Genomic DNA, 17,797 nt, shown 5'->3' with positions numbered 1-17,797 from the left:
CATATTAAATATCCCAAGATCCCACCCGATACCACGCCCCCGACAGCGGGGCCCAGCAACACAGGAGGAGACCACCGTGCATCAGCGCGAGGCAAAATCCGACTTGGCGTCCAGCGGCGGCGCCCGGGGCGGCAAACTGGCCCTGGACGCGGCCCAGGCGTCCCCCACCCCGGCCATCGCGGCCACCGCACGCATCGTCGCCCGGCTGAAAGACCTGCCCGGCCCCTTGCTTCCCGTCCTGCACGAGGTGCAGCACGAGCTGGGCTGTATTCCGGCCGAGGCGGTGCAGACCATCGCCGAGGCCCTCAACCTGTCCCGCGCCGAAGTCCATGGCGTCATCACCTTCTACCCCCACTTCCGCGGCGAGCCGGCCGCGCGCCACACGCTGGAAGTGTGCCGCGCCGAGTCCTGCCAGGCGATGGGCGGCGAGCACCTGGCCGCCCACGCGCGCACCGCGCTGGGCTGCGATTTTCACGCCAGCACGGCGGATGGCAACTTCACGCTGGAACCCGTGTATTGCCTGGGCCTGTGCGCCCAGTCCCCGGCCGTGATGATCGACGGCCAGCCGCATGCCCGGGTTACGCCCGACAAGCTTGACCGCCTGCTGACCCGCACGCTGGAGGCCTCATCATGACCGCCCCCGTCGTCATCTACGTGCCGCGCGACGCCGCGGCGCTGGCCATGGACGCCGACGCGGTGGCGCGCGGCATCGAACGCGTCGCCGACGAACGCGGCCTGTCCGTGCAAGTGGTGCGCAACGGGTCGCGCGGGCTGCTGTGGCTGGAACCCCTGGTGGAAGTCGCCACGCCCGACGGCCGGGTGGCGTATGGCCCGGTCGCCCCGGAAGACGTGGCCGCGCTGTTCGACGCCGGCTGGCTGACGGGCGGGGCGCACCCGCTGCGGCTGGGCCTGACCGAAGACATCCCGTACCTGAAACACCAGGAACGGCTGACATTTGCCCGCGTCGGCGTCATCGACCCGTTGTCCCTGCAAGACTACGCGGCGCACGGCGGCCTGGCCGGCCTGAAGCGGGCGCTGGAGATGGAGCCGGCGCAGATTGTCGACGAAATGGTTACCTCGGGCCTGCGCGGCCGCGGCGGCGCGGCCTTCCCGACCGGCATCAAATGGAAAACGGTGGCCGGGTCGCCCAGCGACCAGAAGTACATCGTCTGCAACGCCGACGAAGGCGACTCGGGCACGTTCGCCGACCGCCTGCTGATGGAAGGCGACCCCTACGTGCTGATCGAGGGCATGACCATCGCCGGGCTGGCGGTGGGCGCGACCTACGGCTACATCTACGTGCGTTCCGAGTACCCGCACGCCATCGCCACGCTGGAAGCCGCCATTGCGCGGGCGCGCAGCGTAGGCTGGCTGGGCAGCGACGTGCACGGCAGCGGCCGCGTGTTCGACCTGGAAGTGCGCAAGGGCGCGGGCGCCTACATCTGCGGCGAAGAAACATCCCTGCTTGAAAGCCTGGAGGGCAAGCGCGGCGTGGTGCGCGCCAAGCCGCCACTGCCGGCGATATCCGGCCTGTTCGGCAAGCCCACCGTCATCAACAACGTGATCTCGCTGGCCACGGTGCCCATCATCCTGGCCAAGGGCGCGGCCTACTATCGCGACTACGGCGTGGGCCGCTCGCACGGCACGTTGCCGTTCCAACTGGCCGGCAACCTGAAGCAGGGAGGCCTGGTTGAAAAGGCTTTCGGCCTGAGCCTGCGCGACCTGCTTTATGAATTCGGCGGCGGCAGCGCCTCGGGGCGTCCGTTGCGCGCCGTGCAGGTGGGCGGCCCGCTGGGCGCCTACCTGCCGGAATCGCAATGGGACGTGCCGCTGGACTACGAGGCCTATATCCAGATTTCGGCCATGATCGGCCACGGCGGACTGGTGGCCTTCGATGACACCGTCGACATGGTCCGCATGGCGCGCTACGCGATGGAATTCTGTGCCATCGAATCCTGCGGCAAATGCACCCCCTGCCGCATCGGTTCCACGCGCGGCGTCGAAACCCTGGACAAGATCGCAACCGGCGACGCGTCGCAGCGCGAACAGCAGGTGCACCTGCTGCGCGACCTGTGCGACACGATGATGGGCGGTTCGCTGTGCGCGCTAGGGGGCATGGCGCCCTACCCGGTGTTGTCCGCGCTGAACCATTTTCCGCAGGACTTCGGCATCGAGTCCTCCCAGTCTGCCGCGCACGCGGCCTGAACCCGAGAGACCGACATGCTAGAAACCGTCATCAAGCGCGAGCGCGACCTGGGCACGCCCGAACGCGTCTCGGAAAAAACCGTCACCCTGACCATCGACGGCCAGGAAATCAGCGTCGCCGAGGGCACATCCCTGATGCGCGCCGCCGCCGAGGCCGGCATCAACATTCCCAAGCTGTGCGCCACCGACAGCCTTGAACCCTTCGGCTCGTGCCGGCTTTGCCTGGTGCAGATCGAAGGCCGCCGCGGCTATCCGGCGTCTTGCACCACGCCGGCCGAAAACGGCATGGTCGTCTACACCGAGACGCCCAAGCTGCATGACCTGCGCCGCGGCGTCATGGAGCTGTACATCTCGGACCACCCGCTGGATTGCCTGACCTGCCCCGCCAACGGCGATTGCGAACTGCAGGACATGGCGGGCGTCGTGGGCCTGCGCAACGTGCGCTACGGCTATGACGGCGCCAACCACCTGAAAGCCAAGACCGACGATTCCAACCCGTACTTCAGCTACGACGCGTCCAAGTGCATCGTCTGCAACCGCTGCGTGCGCGCTTGCGAGGAAACGCAGGGCACCTTTGCGTTGACGATCTCGGGCAAGGGCTTCGATTCCCGCGTGTCGCCGGGGCAGGACCAATCGTTCCTGGACAGCGAATGCGTGTCCTGTGGCGCCTGCGTGCAGGCCTGTCCGACCTCTACCCTGCAGGAAAAGACCGTCATCATGATGGGCCAGGCCGAACACTCGGTCGTGACCACGTGCGCCTATTGCGGCGTGGGCTGCGGGTTCAAGGCCGAAATGAAAGGCCAGGAAGTCGTGCGCATGGTGCCCTGGAAAGACGGCCAGGCCAACCGTGGGCATTCCTGCGTGAAGGGCCGGTTCGCCTGGGGCTACGCCACGCACAAGGAACGCGTGACGAAGCCCATGATCCGCAAGCACATCACGGACTCCTGGAAGGAAGTGTCCTGGGACGAGGCCATCAATTACGCCGCGTCCGAATTCCGCCGCATCCAAAGCCAATACGGCCGCGATGCGGTGGGCGGCATCACGTCGTCGCGCTGCACCAACGAAGAAACCTGGCTGGTGCAGAAGCTGGTGCGCGCGGCGTTCGGCACCAATAACGTCGATACGTGCGCACGGGTTTGCCATTCGCCCACCGGCTACGGCCTGAAGCAAACGCTGGGCGAATCCGCCGGCACGCAAACCTTCGATTCGGTGATGCACACCGACGTCGTCATCGTGATGGGCGCCAACCCCAGCAGCGGCCACCCGGTGTTCGCCTCGCGGCTGAAGCGCCGGCTGCGCCAGGGCGCGCGCCTGATCGTGATCGATCCCCGCCGCATCGAACTGGTGAGTTCGCCGCACATCAAGGCCGACTTCCATCTGCAGGTGCGGCCCGGCACCAACACGGCGCTGCTGTCCTCGCTGGCCCACGTGATCGCCACCGAAGGGCTGATCGACGAAGCCTTCGTGGCCGAGCGCTGCGAAACGAAGGCGTTCAACGAATGGCGCGACTTCGTGTCGCTGCCCGAGAATTCGCCGGAAGCCATGGAAGAGATCACCGGCGTGCCGGCACAGGCCGTGCGTGGCGCGGCGCGCCTGTTCGCCACCGGCGGCAACGGCTCCATCTATTACGGCCTGGGCGTGACCGAGCACAGCCAGGGCTCCACCACCGTGATGGCCATCGCCAACCTGGCGATGGCCACCGGCAACATCGGCCGCGAGGGCGTGGGCGTCAATCCGCTGCGCGGCCAGAACAACGTGCAAGGCTCGTGCGACATGGGCTCGTTCCCGCACGAACTGCCCGGCTACCGGCACATTTCGGACAACGTCGTGCGCGCGCAGTTCGAGAAGGACTGGGGCGTGACGCTGCAACCCGAACCCGGCCTGCGCATTCCGAACATGTTCGAAGCGGCGCTGGGCGGCTCGTTCAAGGGCCTGTATTGCCAGGGCGAAGACATCGTGCAGTCCGACCCCAACACGCAGCACGTGGCGGCGTCGCTGGCGGCGATGGAGTGCATCGTGGTGCAGGACCTGTTCCTGAACGAAACCGCCAAGTACGCGCACGTGTTCCTGCCCGGTTCGTCCTTCCTGGAAAAGGACGGCACCTTCACCAATGCCGAACGCCGCATTTCCCGCGTGCGCAAGGTGATGGAGCCCAAGAACGGCAAGTCTGACTGGGAGGTGACCGTAGCGCTGTCGAACGCGCTGGGCTACCCCATGAACTACAAGCACCCGCGCGAGATCATGGAAGAGATCGCCCGGCTGACGCCGACGTTCTCGGGCGTCAGCTACGACAAGCTGGACAGGCTGGGCAGCCTGCAGTGGCCGTGCAACGACGACGCGCCAGAAGGCACGCCCATCATGCACATCGACGCCTTCGTGCGCGGCAAGGGCAAGTTCATGATCACCAAGTACGTGCCCACCGATGAACGCAGCACGCGGCGTTTCCCGCTGCTGTTGACGACGGGCCGCATCCTGTCCCAGTACAACGTGGGTGCGCAGACGCGGCGCACGCCCAACGTGATGTGGCATGGCGAGGACGTGTTGGAACTGCACCCGCAAGACGCCGAGGACCGTGGCGTGGCCGAAGGCGATTGGGTCGGCATCCAAAGCCGCGCGGGCGAAACCGTGCTACGCGCGACGCTGACCGACCGGGTGCAACCGGGCGTGGTATACACCACGTTCCACTTTCCCGAATCCGGCGCCAACGTCGTCACGACCGACGCCTCCGACTGGGCGACCAACTGCCCCGAATACAAGGTCACGGCCGTGCAGGTCACGCGCGTGTCCCAGCCTTCGGAATGGCAGCGCCAGTGGTCGCGCTTTGCCGACATTCAGCAAAAACTGCTGCGCGAGCGATCGCGCGAAAGCGAAGCGGCGCTGACCGGGAAGTAACCCCTGCCGGCCACGACCGCCCTGGATGCCATGACCACGCCCCCGTCTTCCCGCCCCGACTGCACGCAGACCCAGGTCAAGCGTGTGCGGGGCGGCGCCATCGCCCCCGCCCCCGAAACCGACTTCGTCGCCGAGGAAACCCCGGTGGCGCTGGAATTCAACGGCATCAGCCACGCGACCATGCTGGCCACGCCGGCAGACCTGGAAGACTTCGCCGTGGGCTTCGCCCTGTCGGAAGGCATCATCGACAGCGTCAGCGACGTGCGCGGCATCGACCTGCTGCCGCAATGCGACGGCATCGTGATCCAGCTGGAGATCTCCAGCGCCTGTGAAGTGCGGCTGAAATCGCGGCGACGCGCGATGGCCGGGCGCACGGGCTGCGGCTTGTGCGGCGTGGAGACGCTGCCGGAGGTGCTGCGCCCGGTGGCGCCGGTCACCAACGGGTCTCCCGTGCGCATCCGATCAGTGCTGGCGGCCATGCGCGACATGCGCGCCCGCCAGGCGCTGCACGACATCACCGGCGCGACCCATGCGGCGGGCTGGGCGGGCGCCGACGGCGTCGTCGCGCTGGTGCGCGAGGACGTGGGCCGCCACAACGCGCTGGACAAGCTGGTGGGCGCGCTGGCGCGCCAGGCCATGAATGCCGGCGACGGCATCGTGCTGGTATCCAGCCGGGCCAGCTTCGAAATGGTGCAGAAAACGGCCGCGGCCGGCGTGGCCGTGCTGGCGGCCGTATCCGCCCCCACCGCCCTGGCCATCCGGCTGGCGCAGGATGCCAACGTCAGCCTGGTGGGCTTCCTGCGCAACGACGACGCCACGCTTTATTCCCACCCCGACCGCCTCATCCCCTGAACCGGACCCCGACACGCAATGGAAATCGGCAACCTCATCCGCATGGCCAACCGCATCGGCCAGTTCTTCGACGCCATGCCGGACCGGCACGAAGCGCTGGAAGGCGTGGCCAACCATATCCACAAGTTCTGGGAACCCCGCATGCGCAACGAGCTGCTGGGCTTTCTGGCGCAACGCCCCGACGGCGATGCCGGCGAAGAACAGTTGCATCCCCTGGTGCTGGACGCGGTCACGCAGAACCGCCAGCGCCTGACGCCAGCGCCCCGCGTGGGATAGGCGCGCGCAACCGCTTTACCGCAGTCAGTACGCAGTGACGGATTCAAAAAGAAGCCGCGCCACCGTTGTATTTCCGGTCGGCGTGCTCGATAAAGCCGCACCCCTGAGGAGACAACATGGAAAGCACCGCCACACTGGACCTGCCTGGCGCAAGGCCGGGGTTTTTTGATAAAGAACGCACCATCGCCGGACCGGGATTCTCGCGCTGGCTGGTCCCGCCGGCCGCCTTGGCCATCCACCTGTGCATCGGCATGGCCTATGGCTTCTCGGTGTTCTGGATACCCTTGTCCAAGATGGTGGGCGGGACCAAACCGCTGGCCTGCCCGGCCGACATGAGCCTGGCCGCCGAGCTGCTCACGACCAGCTGCGACTGGAAGATTTCCACGATGGGCTGGATGTACACCCTGTTCTTCGTGCTGCTGGGATGTTCCGCCGCGCTATGGGGCGGCTGGCTTGAACGCGCCGGCCCCCGCAAGGCGGGCGTGGTGTCGGCCTTGTGCTGGTGCGGCGGCCTGGTGATTTCGGCCATCGGCGTATACCTGCACCAGATGTGGATGCTGTGGCTGGGGTCCGGCGTCATCGGCGGCATCGGGCTGGGGTTGGGTTATATCTCGCCCGTCAGCACGCTCATCAAATGGTTTCCGGACCGCCGCGGCATGGCCACCGGCATGGCCATCATGGGCTTCGGCGGCGGCGCGATGATCGGCGCGCCGCTGGCCGACCTGCTGATGCGCCACTTCGCCACGCCGACCTCGCCGGGCGTCTGGCAGACCTTTCTGACCATGGCGGCGGTGTATTTCATCTTCATGATGTCCGGCGCGCTGGGCTACCGCGTGCCGCCGACGGGCTGGAAGCCCGAAGGCTGGAGCGCCCCCGCCAAGCAGGCCAACAACGCCATGATCACCAAGGGCCACGTCCACGTGAAGCGCGTCTGGGGCGTGCCGCAGTTCTGGCTGGTGTGGCTGGTGCTGTGCTTGAACGTGACGGCGGGCATCGGCATCCTGGGCATGGCCTCTCCCTTGCTGCAAGAAGTGTTCGGCGGAGGTCTGATCAACAAGCCGGAACTGGGCTTTGGCCAGTTGGACAAGGATCAGCTGGCCGCCATCGCCGCCATCGCGGCGGGCTTCACCGGCTTGCTCAGCCTGTTCAACATCGGTGGCCGCTTCTTCTGGGCCAGCCTGTCGGACAAGCTGGGCCGCAAGACAACCTATCTGATCTTCCTGGTGCTGGGCTTCGTCCTGTATTCCGCCATTCCCTGGACCGCGCATATCGGCGCATTGGCCCTGTTCGTGGCGGCCTTCTGCGTGATCCTGTCCATGTACGGAGGCGGTTTTGCCACGGTGCCCGCGTACCTGGCCGACCTGTTCGGCACGCAGATGGTGGGCGCCATCCATGGCCGCCTGCTGACGGCGTGGTCGGCGGCGGGCATCTTCGGGCCGGTGCTGGTGAACTACATCCGTGAATACCAGTTGTCGATCGGCGTGCCGCGCGCGCAGGTCTACGACATCACCATGTACATCCTGGCGGGCATGCTGGTGCTGGGCTTCCTGTGCAACCTGGCGATCCGCCCGGTCAACCCCAAGTACTTCATGACGGACGCCGAACTGACGCATGAGAAGGCCTTGGCGCATGAACGCGCCGTCGCCGCCGAAACCCATGGCGTGGGCACCTCCACGTTCCGCACGCCCGCGGCGCTGGTGATGTTCGCCTGGGCCTGCGTGGGCATCCCGCTGGCCTGGGGCATCTGGATCACGCTGCAGAAAGCGGTCGTGCTGTTCCAGTAGAAGGCGGTCCGGCCGGCCTGACGCCCGGGGCAACCCGGGTGCCGCGCAACGTCACAGGGCGCGAAACTGCTACATTGGCAGCCCGCGCCCTTTCTTTTTATCTCCTGCCCCATGATCCTGCCCCGTCCCCCCGTCTCTACCGGAGCGCCGCGTTGACCGCCCCTGAATTGCACTGGGAAGAAAATAGTGTCCCCCATTCCGCCCGCTGGCGCTCTGAAACCGGCGCGACGCCGCCCAAGCGCGTGGTGGTGGTGGACGACACCCTGACCGCGGACATGGCGTACCGCCAGGCCTGCGAAGGCGTGGGCCTGTTGTGGCGCGGCGACTTCCAGAACGCCCGCCTGCTGCTGCAGGCGATGACCCGGCGCGTGGACAAGCGTCCGCGCAAACCGGTGGAAACCTTGCTGGAAGCCTTCAACCAGCACCGCCAGATCCAGTCGCAGCGCGCCCGCATCCTGGGCATGCTGCTGATCCCGTTCGACGCCGGCCACGGTATTTCGCTGCGCCGCGCGCCCGACGCGCGGCAAGCCTGCGAAGAAGTCCACGGCCCGGCCGACGAGCCCTACGTGGCGTCGCTGCGCGAATTGCTGGGCCTGATCGGCGCCTTTGAATGGCGCAAGAAGGGCGTTGAGATTCCCGCCCTGAACAACCGCATCCACCCGCACTACGGCGTGTTTTCGCCGCTGCGCGGCGAATATGTTGAACTGGTGGCGAATACGCCGATGCCGCGTGGCGGCGTCGCCTTCGATATCGGCACCGGCACCGGCGTCCTGGCCGCCGTGATCGCGCGCCGTGGCGGCAAGCGCGTCATCGGCACCGACCAGGACCCGCGCGCGCTGGCTTGCGCCCGCGAAAACCTGGAACGGCTGGGCCTGGCGAAACAGGTCGATATCGTCGAGGCCGACCTGTTCCCCGAAGGCCGCGTGTCGCTGATCGTCTGCAATCCGCCCTGGCTGCCCGCCCGTCCCAGCTCGCCCGTCGAGCATGCCGTGTACGACCCCGACAGCCGCATGCTGCGCGGGTTTCTCAACGGCCTGACCGAACATCTGACGCCCAACGGCGAAGGCTGGCTGATCCTGTCCGACTTGGCGGAACATCTGGGCCTGCGCACCCGTGAACAGCTGATGGAAATGATCCAGGCCGCCGGCTTGCGCGTCATTGAACGCATCGACACACGCCCGACGCACGCCCGCGCCAAAGACCCGAGCGACCCGCTATACGCAGCGCGCTCGAAGGAAGTCACGTCTTTGTGGAGATTGGGCGCCGCCGCCTGATCTTCGGCAAGGCGCAACGCGCGGGTCGTCACAGCCGTGACGCCCGCGCGGCGATTGGCTAGCGCCGCAGCGCTAACCAATCGCCAGCAAACCCACCAGCGCGCCGCCAAACAGCAGCCACAGCGGATGAATGCGCGTGGTGCTGGCCAACAACGCCACCACGGCGGTAATCGCCCCCAGCAGCCAGGTATGCACCGAAGCCTCGGTGATCAGCGCGGCGCTGGCGGCGACCAGGCCCACGGTCATCGGGAAGATGCCCGCCTGGATCACACCGCGCCACGGGCGGTCTTTGAAGCGTTCCCACAAGCCCAGCGCCAGGATGGTGATCAGCGAGGACGGACCGAACTTGGCCATGGTCGTGACAAGCACGCCCCACCCGCCCGCCACGTGCCAGCCGACCAGCGTGACCACCATCAGGTTGGGCCCGGGCGCGGCCTGGCCCAAGGCGAACAGCGCGGAAAAATCGGCTGCCGTCATCCAGCCGTGCACGTCCACGACCTGACGCTGCATTTCGGGCAGGATGGTGTTTCCACCGCCGAACGCAAGCACGGACAGCTGCGAGAAGATCAGGGCCAGCGAGATCAGGGTCTGGATCATCGACGTTGCCTCCAGACCAGCAGGATGCTCAATGGCGTCAGGACTGCCATCGTGGGCAACAGCGGGATGCGCAACACGGCGATTGCCACGAAACAGACCGTGGCGACCACGCCTGCCAGCCAGTCGCGGCGCTTCACCACTGGCACGCCGATCTTCACCGCCATCGAAATCAGCAGTCCGGCCGCCGCGGCGGCCAGGCCGGCGAACAAGTGCTGAATGTGGGGGTCGCTCTGGAACCGGTCGTACACCATGCCCAGCAGGATGACGATGGCGGACGGCGCCAGGATCAAGCCCATCAGCGCCGCGAACGCGCCGCGGGGGCCGCGGAACTTCATGCCCAGCGCGACCGACAGATTGATGATGTTGCCGCCGGGCAGAAACTGGCACAGGCCCAGCAGATCGGTGAATTCGGCGCCGCTTAGCCAGCGGTGCTTTTCAACGACCATGCGGCGCGCCAGGGGCAACGCGCCGCCGAATGCCGTCAAGCCAAGCATCAGAAAACCGTAGAACAATTGCCCACAGGTGGGCGGAGGCGGAACAGCGGCCTCGGGGGTGGAAAGTGCTGCATTCATGTTGTGATGACCGGCCCAAGGCCGGTGGACGAAGGCTGGCGCGTTGCTGCGCCAAGAGAGGAATAACGAGATGTCAGCCTACTCTTCGCGTCAGATAATGTCTAATATATGACTACCTAACAAATCATATTCACAGCATATGGCATCAGTCGATCTGCGTCTTCTGCGCTACTTCCTGGCCGTGGCCGAGGAATCCCATCTGACCAAGGCCGCCGCCCGGCTGGGCATCCGCCAGCCGCCGCTCAGCCAGCAGATCCGCGTACTGGAGCACGAGCTGGGCGTGACCCTGTTCCACCGCTTGCCGCGCGGCATGGAGCTGACCGAAAGCGGTCGCGCCCTGGTCGACGACGCGCGCAACATCATCGCACTGGTGGACCAGGCCGTGGACGGGGTGCGTCGCGTATCGCAAGGCGAAGCGGGCCGGCTGACGGTCGGCTTCACCGGATCGGCGGCGTTCCATCCCTTCGTGCCGTCGGTCATCCGGCGCTTCCGCGAAAGCGCGCCGAACGTCCGGTTGGTGCTTGAGGAAAGCAGCACGGGCGAACTGCGCGAAGCCGTCAGCGAAGGCCGCGTGGACGTGGCGTTCATCCGGGGCGCGTATGGCCCCGGCCCCGGCGTGGTCGAGGAAACCGTGCTGGAAGAAACCATGCTGGCGGCGTTTCCCGCCGACCACCCGGCGGTCAAGGGCCGCACGCGCCGCCACATCGCGCTATCCGAACTGGCCGAGGAATCCCTGATCCTGTATCGGCGTCATAGCGGCCCCGGCCTATACGACGCGATCATCACGGCGTGCAGCGCGTCGGGCTTCAGCCCCCGCATCGCGCAGGAAGCGCCGCGCATGCTGTCCACGCTGAGCCTGGTGGCGGCCGGCCTGGGCGTGTCGCTGGTGCCTGCCTCGCTACGCCGCGTGAACATCGAAGGCGTGGTGTACGTCAGCGTGAAAGAACCGGTCGAGCTGCGTGCCCCGCTGAACCTGATCTGGCGCGACGCGCCCCAGTCCGGCGCCACCCGCAAGCTGATCGAGGAAGTGCGCCGCCATCGCGCCGAAGCGGCTCCGCTGGCCTCCTAGCCAGGCCCCGCCGCCGTCGCGCGGCGCTACACTGCCCGACGTTCCCGTCCGACCTTGCCCCCTGCCCCCGTCCTGTAATGTCGACCATGTCTTCCGAATCCCCTATCGGCGTGTACGACTCCGGCGTTGGCGGCCTGAGCGTGTTGCGCGCGATTCGCGATGCCTTGCCCCATGAATCGCTGCTGTACGTGGCCGACTCCGCCCATGTGCCCTATGGCGAAAAGACGCAAGCCTTCGTCGAGCAGCGCGCCCATGCGCTGACCGATTACTTCGTCTCGCGCCAGGCCAAAGCCGTGGTGGTGGCCTGCAATACCGCCACCGCCGCCGCTATCGCGCAGTTGCGCCGCCGCCATCCCGACCTGATCATCATCGGCGTGGAGCCCGCCATCAAGCCCGCCGCTCACCTGACGCACAGCGGCGTCGTGGGCGTATTCGCCACCACCGGCACGCTCGCCAGCCCCAAGTTCGCCGCGCTGGTCCAGCGCGAAGCGCCTGAAGTGCGCATCCTGTTGCGGCCCTGCCCGGAATGGGTCGGGCTGGTAGAGCAAGGCGAACTTAGCGGCCCCCGCGTTGACGCCGCCGTGCGCGCGCCCGTGGCGGAATTGCGTGCCGCCGGCGCCGACGTGCTGGTGCTGGGCTGCACCCATTTTCCGTTCCTGCGCGATGCGATCCAGGCCGCGGCCGGTCCCGGCGTGCCGCTGCTGGAAACCGGATCGCCCGTCGCCCGCTGGCTGCGGCACCAATTGCAAGAGCGCGGCCTGCTGGGCACGGCAAGCGTGGGCGAAACGCGTCTGGAGACCACTGGCAGCGCGCCCGCGTTGGCGGCACTGGCCAGCCGCTTGCTGGGCACACCCATGGACGCGAGCCCCACGCCGGAACGCTGGCGTTGAGCGGCGGGCCGGGCACGCGCGGCAATCGCACGCGAACCGCTTTGATCCCGCGCATCGCGTAGACGCCAAAACGGGCGAATAATTGGAATACAGTAGGGCCATCCGCCTTTCGCGGCTCGCACACACAATAAGGAGACGACGATGAAGCGCATCCTGATCCCCGTAGACGGCTCGCAACCCGCCATCCACGCCGTACAAGCCATGCTGGCCGCCCGCGCCTACGACCCCGTCGAACGGGTCGATCTGCTAAGCGTCCAGATTCCGCTGAAATCCGGCAAGATCGGCCGTGGCCTGTCGCAGGCCGAGATCGACGCTTATTACCAGGACGAGGGCCGCGCGGCGCTACAGGAAGCCAGCGGCTTGCTGTCAAAGGCCGGCGTGCCCTTTGAAGCCCGCGTCGAAATCGGCGCCGCCGCCGACACCATCGCCCGCATCGCCGACGAAACCGGCGCCGACGAAATCTACATGGGTTCGCGCGGGCTGGGTTCGGTGTCGTCGCTGTTCATGGGGTCCGTCGCCACCCGCGTCCTGCACCTGACGGAATTGCCCGTCACGCTGGTCAAGTAACGCATCAAGGAGCATCCATGCTGAACATCCTGGTCCCCGTCGACGGCTCCGACAATGCCAACCGCGCCGTACTGTACGCCCGCCAACTGGCCGCGGGCGCCGGCGCCGCGCGCATCCACCTGATCAACGTCCAGACGCCCACGCAAGGGCGAGCGGGCCTGTCGCGGCTGATCACGCAAGACATGATCAACGAGTTCTATACGCGCGAAGGCCAAGAGGCCACCCACGAAGCGCGCCAGCTTCTGGACACCACCGGCGTGGATTACACCAGCCATGTCGAATTCGGCCACGCCGCCACCGAAATCGCCGGCTATGCCCGCGACCACGGCTGCGCCCGCATCGTGATGGGCACGCGCGGCAATGGCAGCCTGGCCAACATCCTGATCGGATCGGTCGCCAATCAGGTGCTGCAGTTGGCGGAAGTGCCGGTCACGCTGGTGAAGTAAGGCGCCGGGGCTGCGCTCAGGCGGCGGGCAGCCACAACGACACCCGCAGCCCGCCCAGCGGCGAGCGTCCAGCTCGGACCTCGCCGCCGTAGGTGCCCGCCAGATCGCGCACGATATCCAGGCCCAGGCCCGAACCGGGCAATTGCTCGTCCATGCGCACGCCACGCAGGAAAATGCGTTCGTGCTCGTGATCCTCGATGCCCGGGCCATCGTCGTCGATATGCAGCAGCAAGCGCCCCGCCTCTGCCGGCTCGGCGGTGATGCGTACTTCGCCTGCCGCCCATTTGCAGGCGTTGTCCAGCAGGTTGCCCAGGATCTCCTGCAGGTCTTGCTGCTCGCCCCGGAACACCAGATCCGGGGCAATTCCCGCCATCCCGATACGCAGATCACGTTCCGCGTACAAGCGCTGCATGACGCGCACCAGCCCCTGCACCGCGTCTTGCAACGGAGCCCGGCCGTCGGCGGCGCCCGAGGACGCCGCTGCCCGCGCGCGCGCCAGGTGATAGTCGATCTGGCGGTTGGCCATCCCTACCTGCTCTGCCACCAACAAGGCCGGCACGCTACCCTCGCGGGCCGCCGCGTTGGCCAGGATGGTCAGCGGCGTCTTGACCGCATGCGCCAGGTTGCCGGCCTGCGTCCGGGCGCGCTGCACGATCTCGGCGTTCATCGCCAGCGCCTTGTTGAAGTCGTCGACCAGCGGTTGGATCTCGCTGGGAAAACGGCCTTCGATACGGCTGCTGCCGCCGGCGTTCTGCTTTGCCAGCTGGCGCCGCAGGCGCGCCAGCGGCCGCAAGCCGACCACGACCTGGACCACCGCGGCCGCCGTCAGGCCGGCGGCAAGCGCGCCCAGGGCAACGGCCAGCATGCCGTTGAAACGGCTGATGGGTTCGGCCAGCACGCGGCGGTCGGCCGCCACCACCAGGCGCAGCGGCGCCGCATCCTCTTCGGCGGGCTTCAAGATACGCGCCACCGCCTCCAGCCGACGCCCGGCGGGCCCGGCGATGTCGTAGGTCTGGTCCCCGGTCTCGGCCGCTTGTTCCAACGCCCCCGGTGTTTCGAGCGTCTGGTCCCACAATGACCGCGAGCGCGCCGCGCCGATCAGCGCCGGCCGGCCGCCGTCGGCCAACCGGTCGACTTGCCAATACAGGCCGGACAGCGGCTGCTCCAGACGCGGGTCATTCGGTGGCGGGTCCACCCGGGGACGGCCATCCGCGCCGGGGTTGACCGCCGCCGTCAACTGATTCAGGTGCAAGGTCAGCTCGGCCTGCAATTGCTGCGTGATGTGCTGGCGAAACAGGCTGGCCAGCCCCCAGCCGGCCAAGGCCACGGATACGAGAATCCAGGCCAGCGTGCCAGCCAAAAGCCGCAGCCGCAGCGAACCCAGCATGCCGGCACGCGCCCGCATCATCCCTGCGCCGCCAGCCGGTAACCCAGCCCGCGCACGGTTTCGATGGTCTCGGGCGGCAGTTTCTTGCGCAAACGTCCGATGAACACGTCGATGGTGTTGGAGTCGCGGTCGAAGTCCTGCGCGTAGATGTGCTCGACCAGTTCGGTGCGCGACACGACTTCGCCCGCGCGCTGCATCAGCACCGACAGCACCTTGAATTCGTGGCTGGTCAAGGTCAGCGCCTGGCCGTCGATGGTGACCTTGGCCTGACGCGTGTCCAGCATCAGCGGACCGCAACGCCACTGCGCGCTGGCATGTGCCGTACTGCGCCGCAATAGCGCGCGCACCCGCGCCAGCAGCTCTTCCATGTGGAAGGGTTTGGTCAGGTAGTCGTCCGCGCCGGCGTCGATGCCGGCCACTTTCTCGTGCCAGTTGTCGCGCGCCGTCAGGATCAGCACGGGCATGTTGCGCTGGGCGGCCCGCCACAGCTTGAGCACGGTAAGCCCGTCCATGACGGGCAGGCCCAGGTCCAGCACCACGGCATCGAATGCTTCCACGTCGCCCAGGAAACGCGCCGATCCGCCATCGCCGGACACGTCCACGGTATAGCCCGCGCCGCGCAGCGCATCGGCCAGCTGGCCCGCCAGCGTGGGTTCGTCTTCGACCACGAGTATGCGCATCAGTCCTTGCCCTTGAATTTGATGTCCCGGCCCTTCACGGCCAGCAATGCGCCGTCGCGCGCGTCGATCTTCAGCTTCAGGATGCCTCCGCCGCTTTGCAGCACCCGGATCTCGTAGATGAATTCGTCATCGTCCTCTTCGAACTCGACCTTGACGACCTGCCCGGGGAAATCGCGTTCGACAATATCCAGCACCGCGCCCAACGGCAATACCTTGCCCGCTTCCAACGCCTGGCGCGCGCGCTCGTGATCGTTATCGCTGGCCAGCCCGCTGACCGGCCCGGCGATCAGCGCAAGCGCCAGCACGCCGCTGGACAACAGGATGCCGCTGCGTTTGCGCCGGGTCGAGAAGAGCTGCCGCAATGCCGGGCCTCTTGAAAAATGGGGGATGGGTCGTCTTTTATACCGCGTGGCGCATGAACCGGACATGAACGGCGGCTTCAGAAAAGGTTCATGCGGCAACCCGAATAATGGGCACAAGGTCGCAACAACGGCCTGCCTTTTTGCTTCATTTCACCCGTTCACACTAGGAGTTATCCATCATGACGCGCATTCAGAACACCCTGGCCGCCCTGGCAATTGGCGCATCCGCCCTGGTCGCGGGCACCACGGCCCACGCCCAGGCCACGCCCGCCGCGACCCCGGCGGCAACCGCGCCCGCCGCCGTCTCGCCCGCCGCGCCGATGCTGACGATCCGCCAGGTCTACGACAAGATGGAAGCCGCCGGTTACCGCAATATCTCCGAGATCGAACGCTCCAGCAAGCACGGATACGAGGTCAAAGCATATGACCCCCAAGGCCAGCGCGTGAAACTGTATGTGGATCCGCAATCGGGCGCCGTCACGCGCAGCCGCTTCGACGACTGAATGCGGCGCGCGGCGAGCAGGCCGTATGGGTATGATGGAACGCACAGATAGCCCTGGAGTCGCACCATGCCCGTCCCGCGTATCCTGGCGGCAGCCAGCCTGAGCCTGACGCTGGCCGCGTTGAGCGCCTGCGGCGAAATCGCCACCCTGCCCGTCGAAGCGGGCATGGGGCCGACGCCGAAGCTGCCTCCTCCCAACACCACCGTGATCCCCACCGTCAACACGGCGAAGGCCGTCGGCTGGATCGCGGGCGCGCAGCCCGTGGCGGCCGCCGGCCTGGCGGTCAACGCGTTTGCCAGCGGATTGGACCATCCCCGCTGGCTGCATGTGCTGCCCAACGGCGACGCGCTCGTCGCCGAGACCAACGCACCGCCCAAGCCCGAAGGCGCTTCCGGCGGACTGAAAGCGTGGGCCGCCGGCATCGTCATGAAACGCGCCGGCGCCCGGACGCCCAGCGCCAACCGCATCACCTTGCTGCGGGACGCCGACCACGACGGCATCGCGGAGACCCGCAGCGTGTTGCTGCAGGGCCTGAACTCGCCCTTCGGCATGGCGTTGGTGGGCAATCAGCTATACGTCGCCAACGCCGACGCCGTCCTGCGCTTTCCATATGAACCCGGGCAAACGGAAATCCGTGCGCCGGGCGTGAAAGTCACGGACCTGCCTGCCGGCATCAATCACCACTGGACCAAGAACCTGATCGCCAGCCCCGACGGCCGCAAGCTGTACGTGTCCGTGGGGTCCAACAGCAACGTCGCGGAAAGCGGCATGGAGATCGAAGAGGGGCGCGCCGCCATCTGGGAAATCGACGTGGCAAGCGGCGCCAAGCGCCTGTACGCCACCGGTCTGCGCAACCCGGTCGGCATGGCCTGGGCGCCCGACGGCAAGACCCTGTGGACCGCCGTGAACGAACGTGACGAACTGGGCAGCGATCTGGTGCCCGACTACATGACGTCCGTGCGCGACGGCGGCTTCTATGGCTGGCCCTACAGCTACTTTGGCCAGCACGTCGACACCCGCGTCACGCCGGCCCGTCCCGACCTGGTGGCGCGCGCCATCGTGCCCGACTATGCCCTGGGCCCGCACACCGCGTCACTCGGGCTGGCCTGGTCCGGCAATGCCAGGCTGCCCGCGCCGTACGCCGGCGGCATGTTCGTGGGCCAGCACGGCTCGTGGAACCGCGATCCGCGCAGCGGCTACAAGGTCATCTTCGTGCCGTTCGCGGGCGGGGCGCCCGACGGCGAGGCACGCGACGTGCTGACCGGTTTCCTGAACGAAAGCGGGCAGGCGCAGGGCCGTCCCGTAGGCGTCGCGGTCGACGGGCGGGGCGACCTGCTGGTGGCCGACGACGTGGGCAATGTGATCTGGCGCGTCAGTCCCAATCCGTGATGCCTCGGCGCAGCCGGCGCAACACAATGGGCGCCGCTTGCGTTCGGTCAAA

The 17,797-nt window shown here is 67.3% G+C and carries 18 protein-coding genes; 13 read left to right on the top strand and 5 right to left on the bottom strand.

What is annotated here, in order from left to right; genetic code table 11:
* Window positions 1-76 precede the first annotated feature (76 nt).
* The 7 genes from CQ050_RS18940 (at window position 77) to CQ050_RS18910 (ending at window position 9,283) form a co-directional block, all read left to right on the top strand.
* Complete coding sequence (locus CQ050_RS18940; protein ID WP_105558377.1) at window positions 77-634, top strand: formate dehydrogenase subunit gamma; 558 nt, start codon at window positions 77-79, stop codon at window positions 632-634.
* Complete coding sequence (locus CQ050_RS18935) at window positions 631-2,205, top strand: NADH-quinone oxidoreductase subunit NuoF (RefSeq protein ID WP_105558376.1); 1,575 nt, start codon at window positions 631-633, stop codon at window positions 2,203-2,205. The genes CQ050_RS18940 and CQ050_RS18935 overlap by 4 nt, the downstream gene beginning before the upstream one ends.
* A 15-nt stretch (window positions 2,206-2,220) precedes the next feature.
* Window positions 2,221-5,097 carry a formate dehydrogenase subunit alpha gene (fdhF, locus tag CQ050_RS18930; RefSeq protein ID WP_105558375.1) on the top strand — a complete coding sequence of 959 codons (2,877 nt, stop codon included), beginning with the start codon at window positions 2,221-2,223 and terminating at the stop codon, window positions 5,095-5,097.
* Window positions 5,098-5,127: 30 nt separating this feature from the next.
* A complete protein-coding gene (fdhD, locus tag CQ050_RS18925) occupies window positions 5,128-5,949 on the top strand; it encodes a formate dehydrogenase accessory sulfurtransferase FdhD (protein ID WP_105558374.1) in 822 nt (273 codons plus the stop codon).
* A gap of 18 nt (window positions 5,950-5,967) precedes the next feature.
* The gene (locus CQ050_RS18920; RefSeq protein WP_105558373.1) at window positions 5,968-6,225 is read left to right on the top strand and encodes a formate dehydrogenase subunit delta; all 258 of its coding nucleotides are present in this window, start codon (window positions 5,968-5,970) and stop codon (window positions 6,223-6,225) included.
* A gap of 116 nt (window positions 6,226-6,341) precedes the next feature.
* Window positions 6,342-8,009: an OFA family MFS transporter gene (locus tag CQ050_RS18915; RefSeq protein ID WP_105558372.1), complete on the top strand. Its 1,668-nt coding sequence runs from the start codon at window positions 6,342-6,344 to the stop codon at window positions 8,007-8,009.
* A gap of 152 nt (window positions 8,010-8,161) precedes the next feature.
* A complete protein-coding gene (locus CQ050_RS18910) occupies window positions 8,162-9,283 on the top strand; it encodes a class I SAM-dependent methyltransferase (RefSeq protein ID WP_105558371.1) in 1,122 nt (373 codons plus the stop codon).
* A 72-nt stretch (window positions 9,284-9,355) separates the two neighbouring features.
* On the opposite strand, the gene CQ050_RS18905 is transcribed toward CQ050_RS18910, so the two are convergent.
* Window positions 9,356-9,880 (bottom strand): chromate transporter, encoded by a 525-nt coding sequence (locus CQ050_RS18905; protein WP_105558370.1) that lies wholly within the window; start codon window positions 9,878-9,880, stop codon window positions 9,356-9,358.
* Window positions 9,877-10,452, bottom strand: a complete 576-nt coding sequence (locus tag CQ050_RS18900) for a chromate transporter (protein ID WP_105558369.1) — start codon at window positions 10,450-10,452, stop codon at window positions 9,877-9,879. Before CQ050_RS18900 ends, CQ050_RS18905 begins: the two co-directional genes overlap by 4 nt.
* 139 nt (window positions 10,453-10,591) lie before the next feature.
* Here CQ050_RS18900 and CQ050_RS18895 point away from each other — a divergent pair, with 139 nt between their 5' ends.
* The 4 genes from CQ050_RS18895 to CQ050_RS18880 all read left to right on the top strand — a co-directional run bounded on the left by CQ050_RS18895 (window position 10,592) and on the right by CQ050_RS18880 (window position 13,424).
* The gene (locus tag CQ050_RS18895) at window positions 10,592-11,521 is read left to right on the top strand and encodes a LysR family transcriptional regulator (protein WP_105558368.1); all 930 of its coding nucleotides are present in this window, start codon (window positions 10,592-10,594) and stop codon (window positions 11,519-11,521) included.
* A gap of 86 nt (window positions 11,522-11,607) precedes the next feature.
* The gene (murI, locus tag CQ050_RS18890; RefSeq protein WP_105558430.1) at window positions 11,608-12,411 is read left to right on the top strand and encodes a glutamate racemase; all 804 of its coding nucleotides are present in this window, start codon (window positions 11,608-11,610) and stop codon (window positions 12,409-12,411) included.
* A 141-nt stretch (window positions 12,412-12,552) separates the two neighbouring features.
* Window positions 12,553-12,978 carry a universal stress protein gene (locus tag CQ050_RS18885; RefSeq protein WP_105558367.1) on the top strand — a complete coding sequence of 142 codons (426 nt, stop codon included), beginning with the start codon at window positions 12,553-12,555 and terminating at the stop codon, window positions 12,976-12,978.
* 17 nt (window positions 12,979-12,995) lie between these two features.
* A complete protein-coding gene (locus CQ050_RS18880; protein WP_105558366.1) occupies window positions 12,996-13,424 on the top strand; it encodes a universal stress protein in 429 nt (142 codons plus the stop codon).
* Window positions 13,425-13,440: 16 nt separating this feature from the next.
* On the opposite strand, the gene CQ050_RS18875 is transcribed toward CQ050_RS18880, so the two are convergent.
* From CQ050_RS18875 to CQ050_RS18865, 3 genes are read right to left on the bottom strand one after another with little or no spacing between them, the layout of a single operon-like run.
* Window positions 13,441-14,832 (bottom strand): sensor histidine kinase, encoded by a 1,392-nt coding sequence (locus CQ050_RS18875; protein ID WP_105558365.1) that lies wholly within the window; start codon window positions 14,830-14,832, stop codon window positions 13,441-13,443.
* The gene (locus tag CQ050_RS18870; RefSeq protein WP_105558364.1) at window positions 14,829-15,491 is read right to left on the bottom strand and encodes a response regulator transcription factor; all 663 of its coding nucleotides are present in this window, start codon (window positions 15,489-15,491) and stop codon (window positions 14,829-14,831) included. Before CQ050_RS18870 ends, CQ050_RS18875 begins: the two co-directional genes overlap by 4 nt.
* Entirely contained in the window at window positions 15,491-15,853 is a 363-nt protein-coding gene (locus CQ050_RS18865; protein ID WP_233214164.1) for a PepSY domain-containing protein, read from the bottom strand. The genes CQ050_RS18870 and CQ050_RS18865 overlap by 1 nt, the downstream gene beginning before the upstream one ends.
* 179 nt (window positions 15,854-16,032) lie before the next feature.
* On the opposite strand from CQ050_RS18865, the gene CQ050_RS18860 reads away from it, so the two are divergent.
* Both CQ050_RS18860 and CQ050_RS18855 read left to right on the top strand, forming a co-directional pair.
* Entirely contained in the window at window positions 16,033-16,356 is a 324-nt protein-coding gene (locus CQ050_RS18860) for a PepSY domain-containing protein (RefSeq protein WP_105558363.1), read from the top strand.
* Between the two features lie 66 nt (window positions 16,357-16,422).
* Window positions 16,423-17,745 carry a sorbosone dehydrogenase family protein gene (locus CQ050_RS18855; RefSeq protein WP_105558362.1) on the top strand — a complete coding sequence of 441 codons (1,323 nt, stop codon included), beginning with the start codon at window positions 16,423-16,425 and terminating at the stop codon, window positions 17,743-17,745.
* Window positions 17,746-17,797: the final 52 nt, after the last annotated feature.

The sequence above is a fragment of the Achromobacter sp. MYb9 genome (assembly GCF_002975275.1).
Lineage (GTDB): Bacteria > Pseudomonadota > Gammaproteobacteria > Burkholderiales > Burkholderiaceae_B > Achromobacter.
Note: the sequence above shows the minus strand (reverse complement) of the source record. Positions and strands in the feature narration are given on the sequence as shown.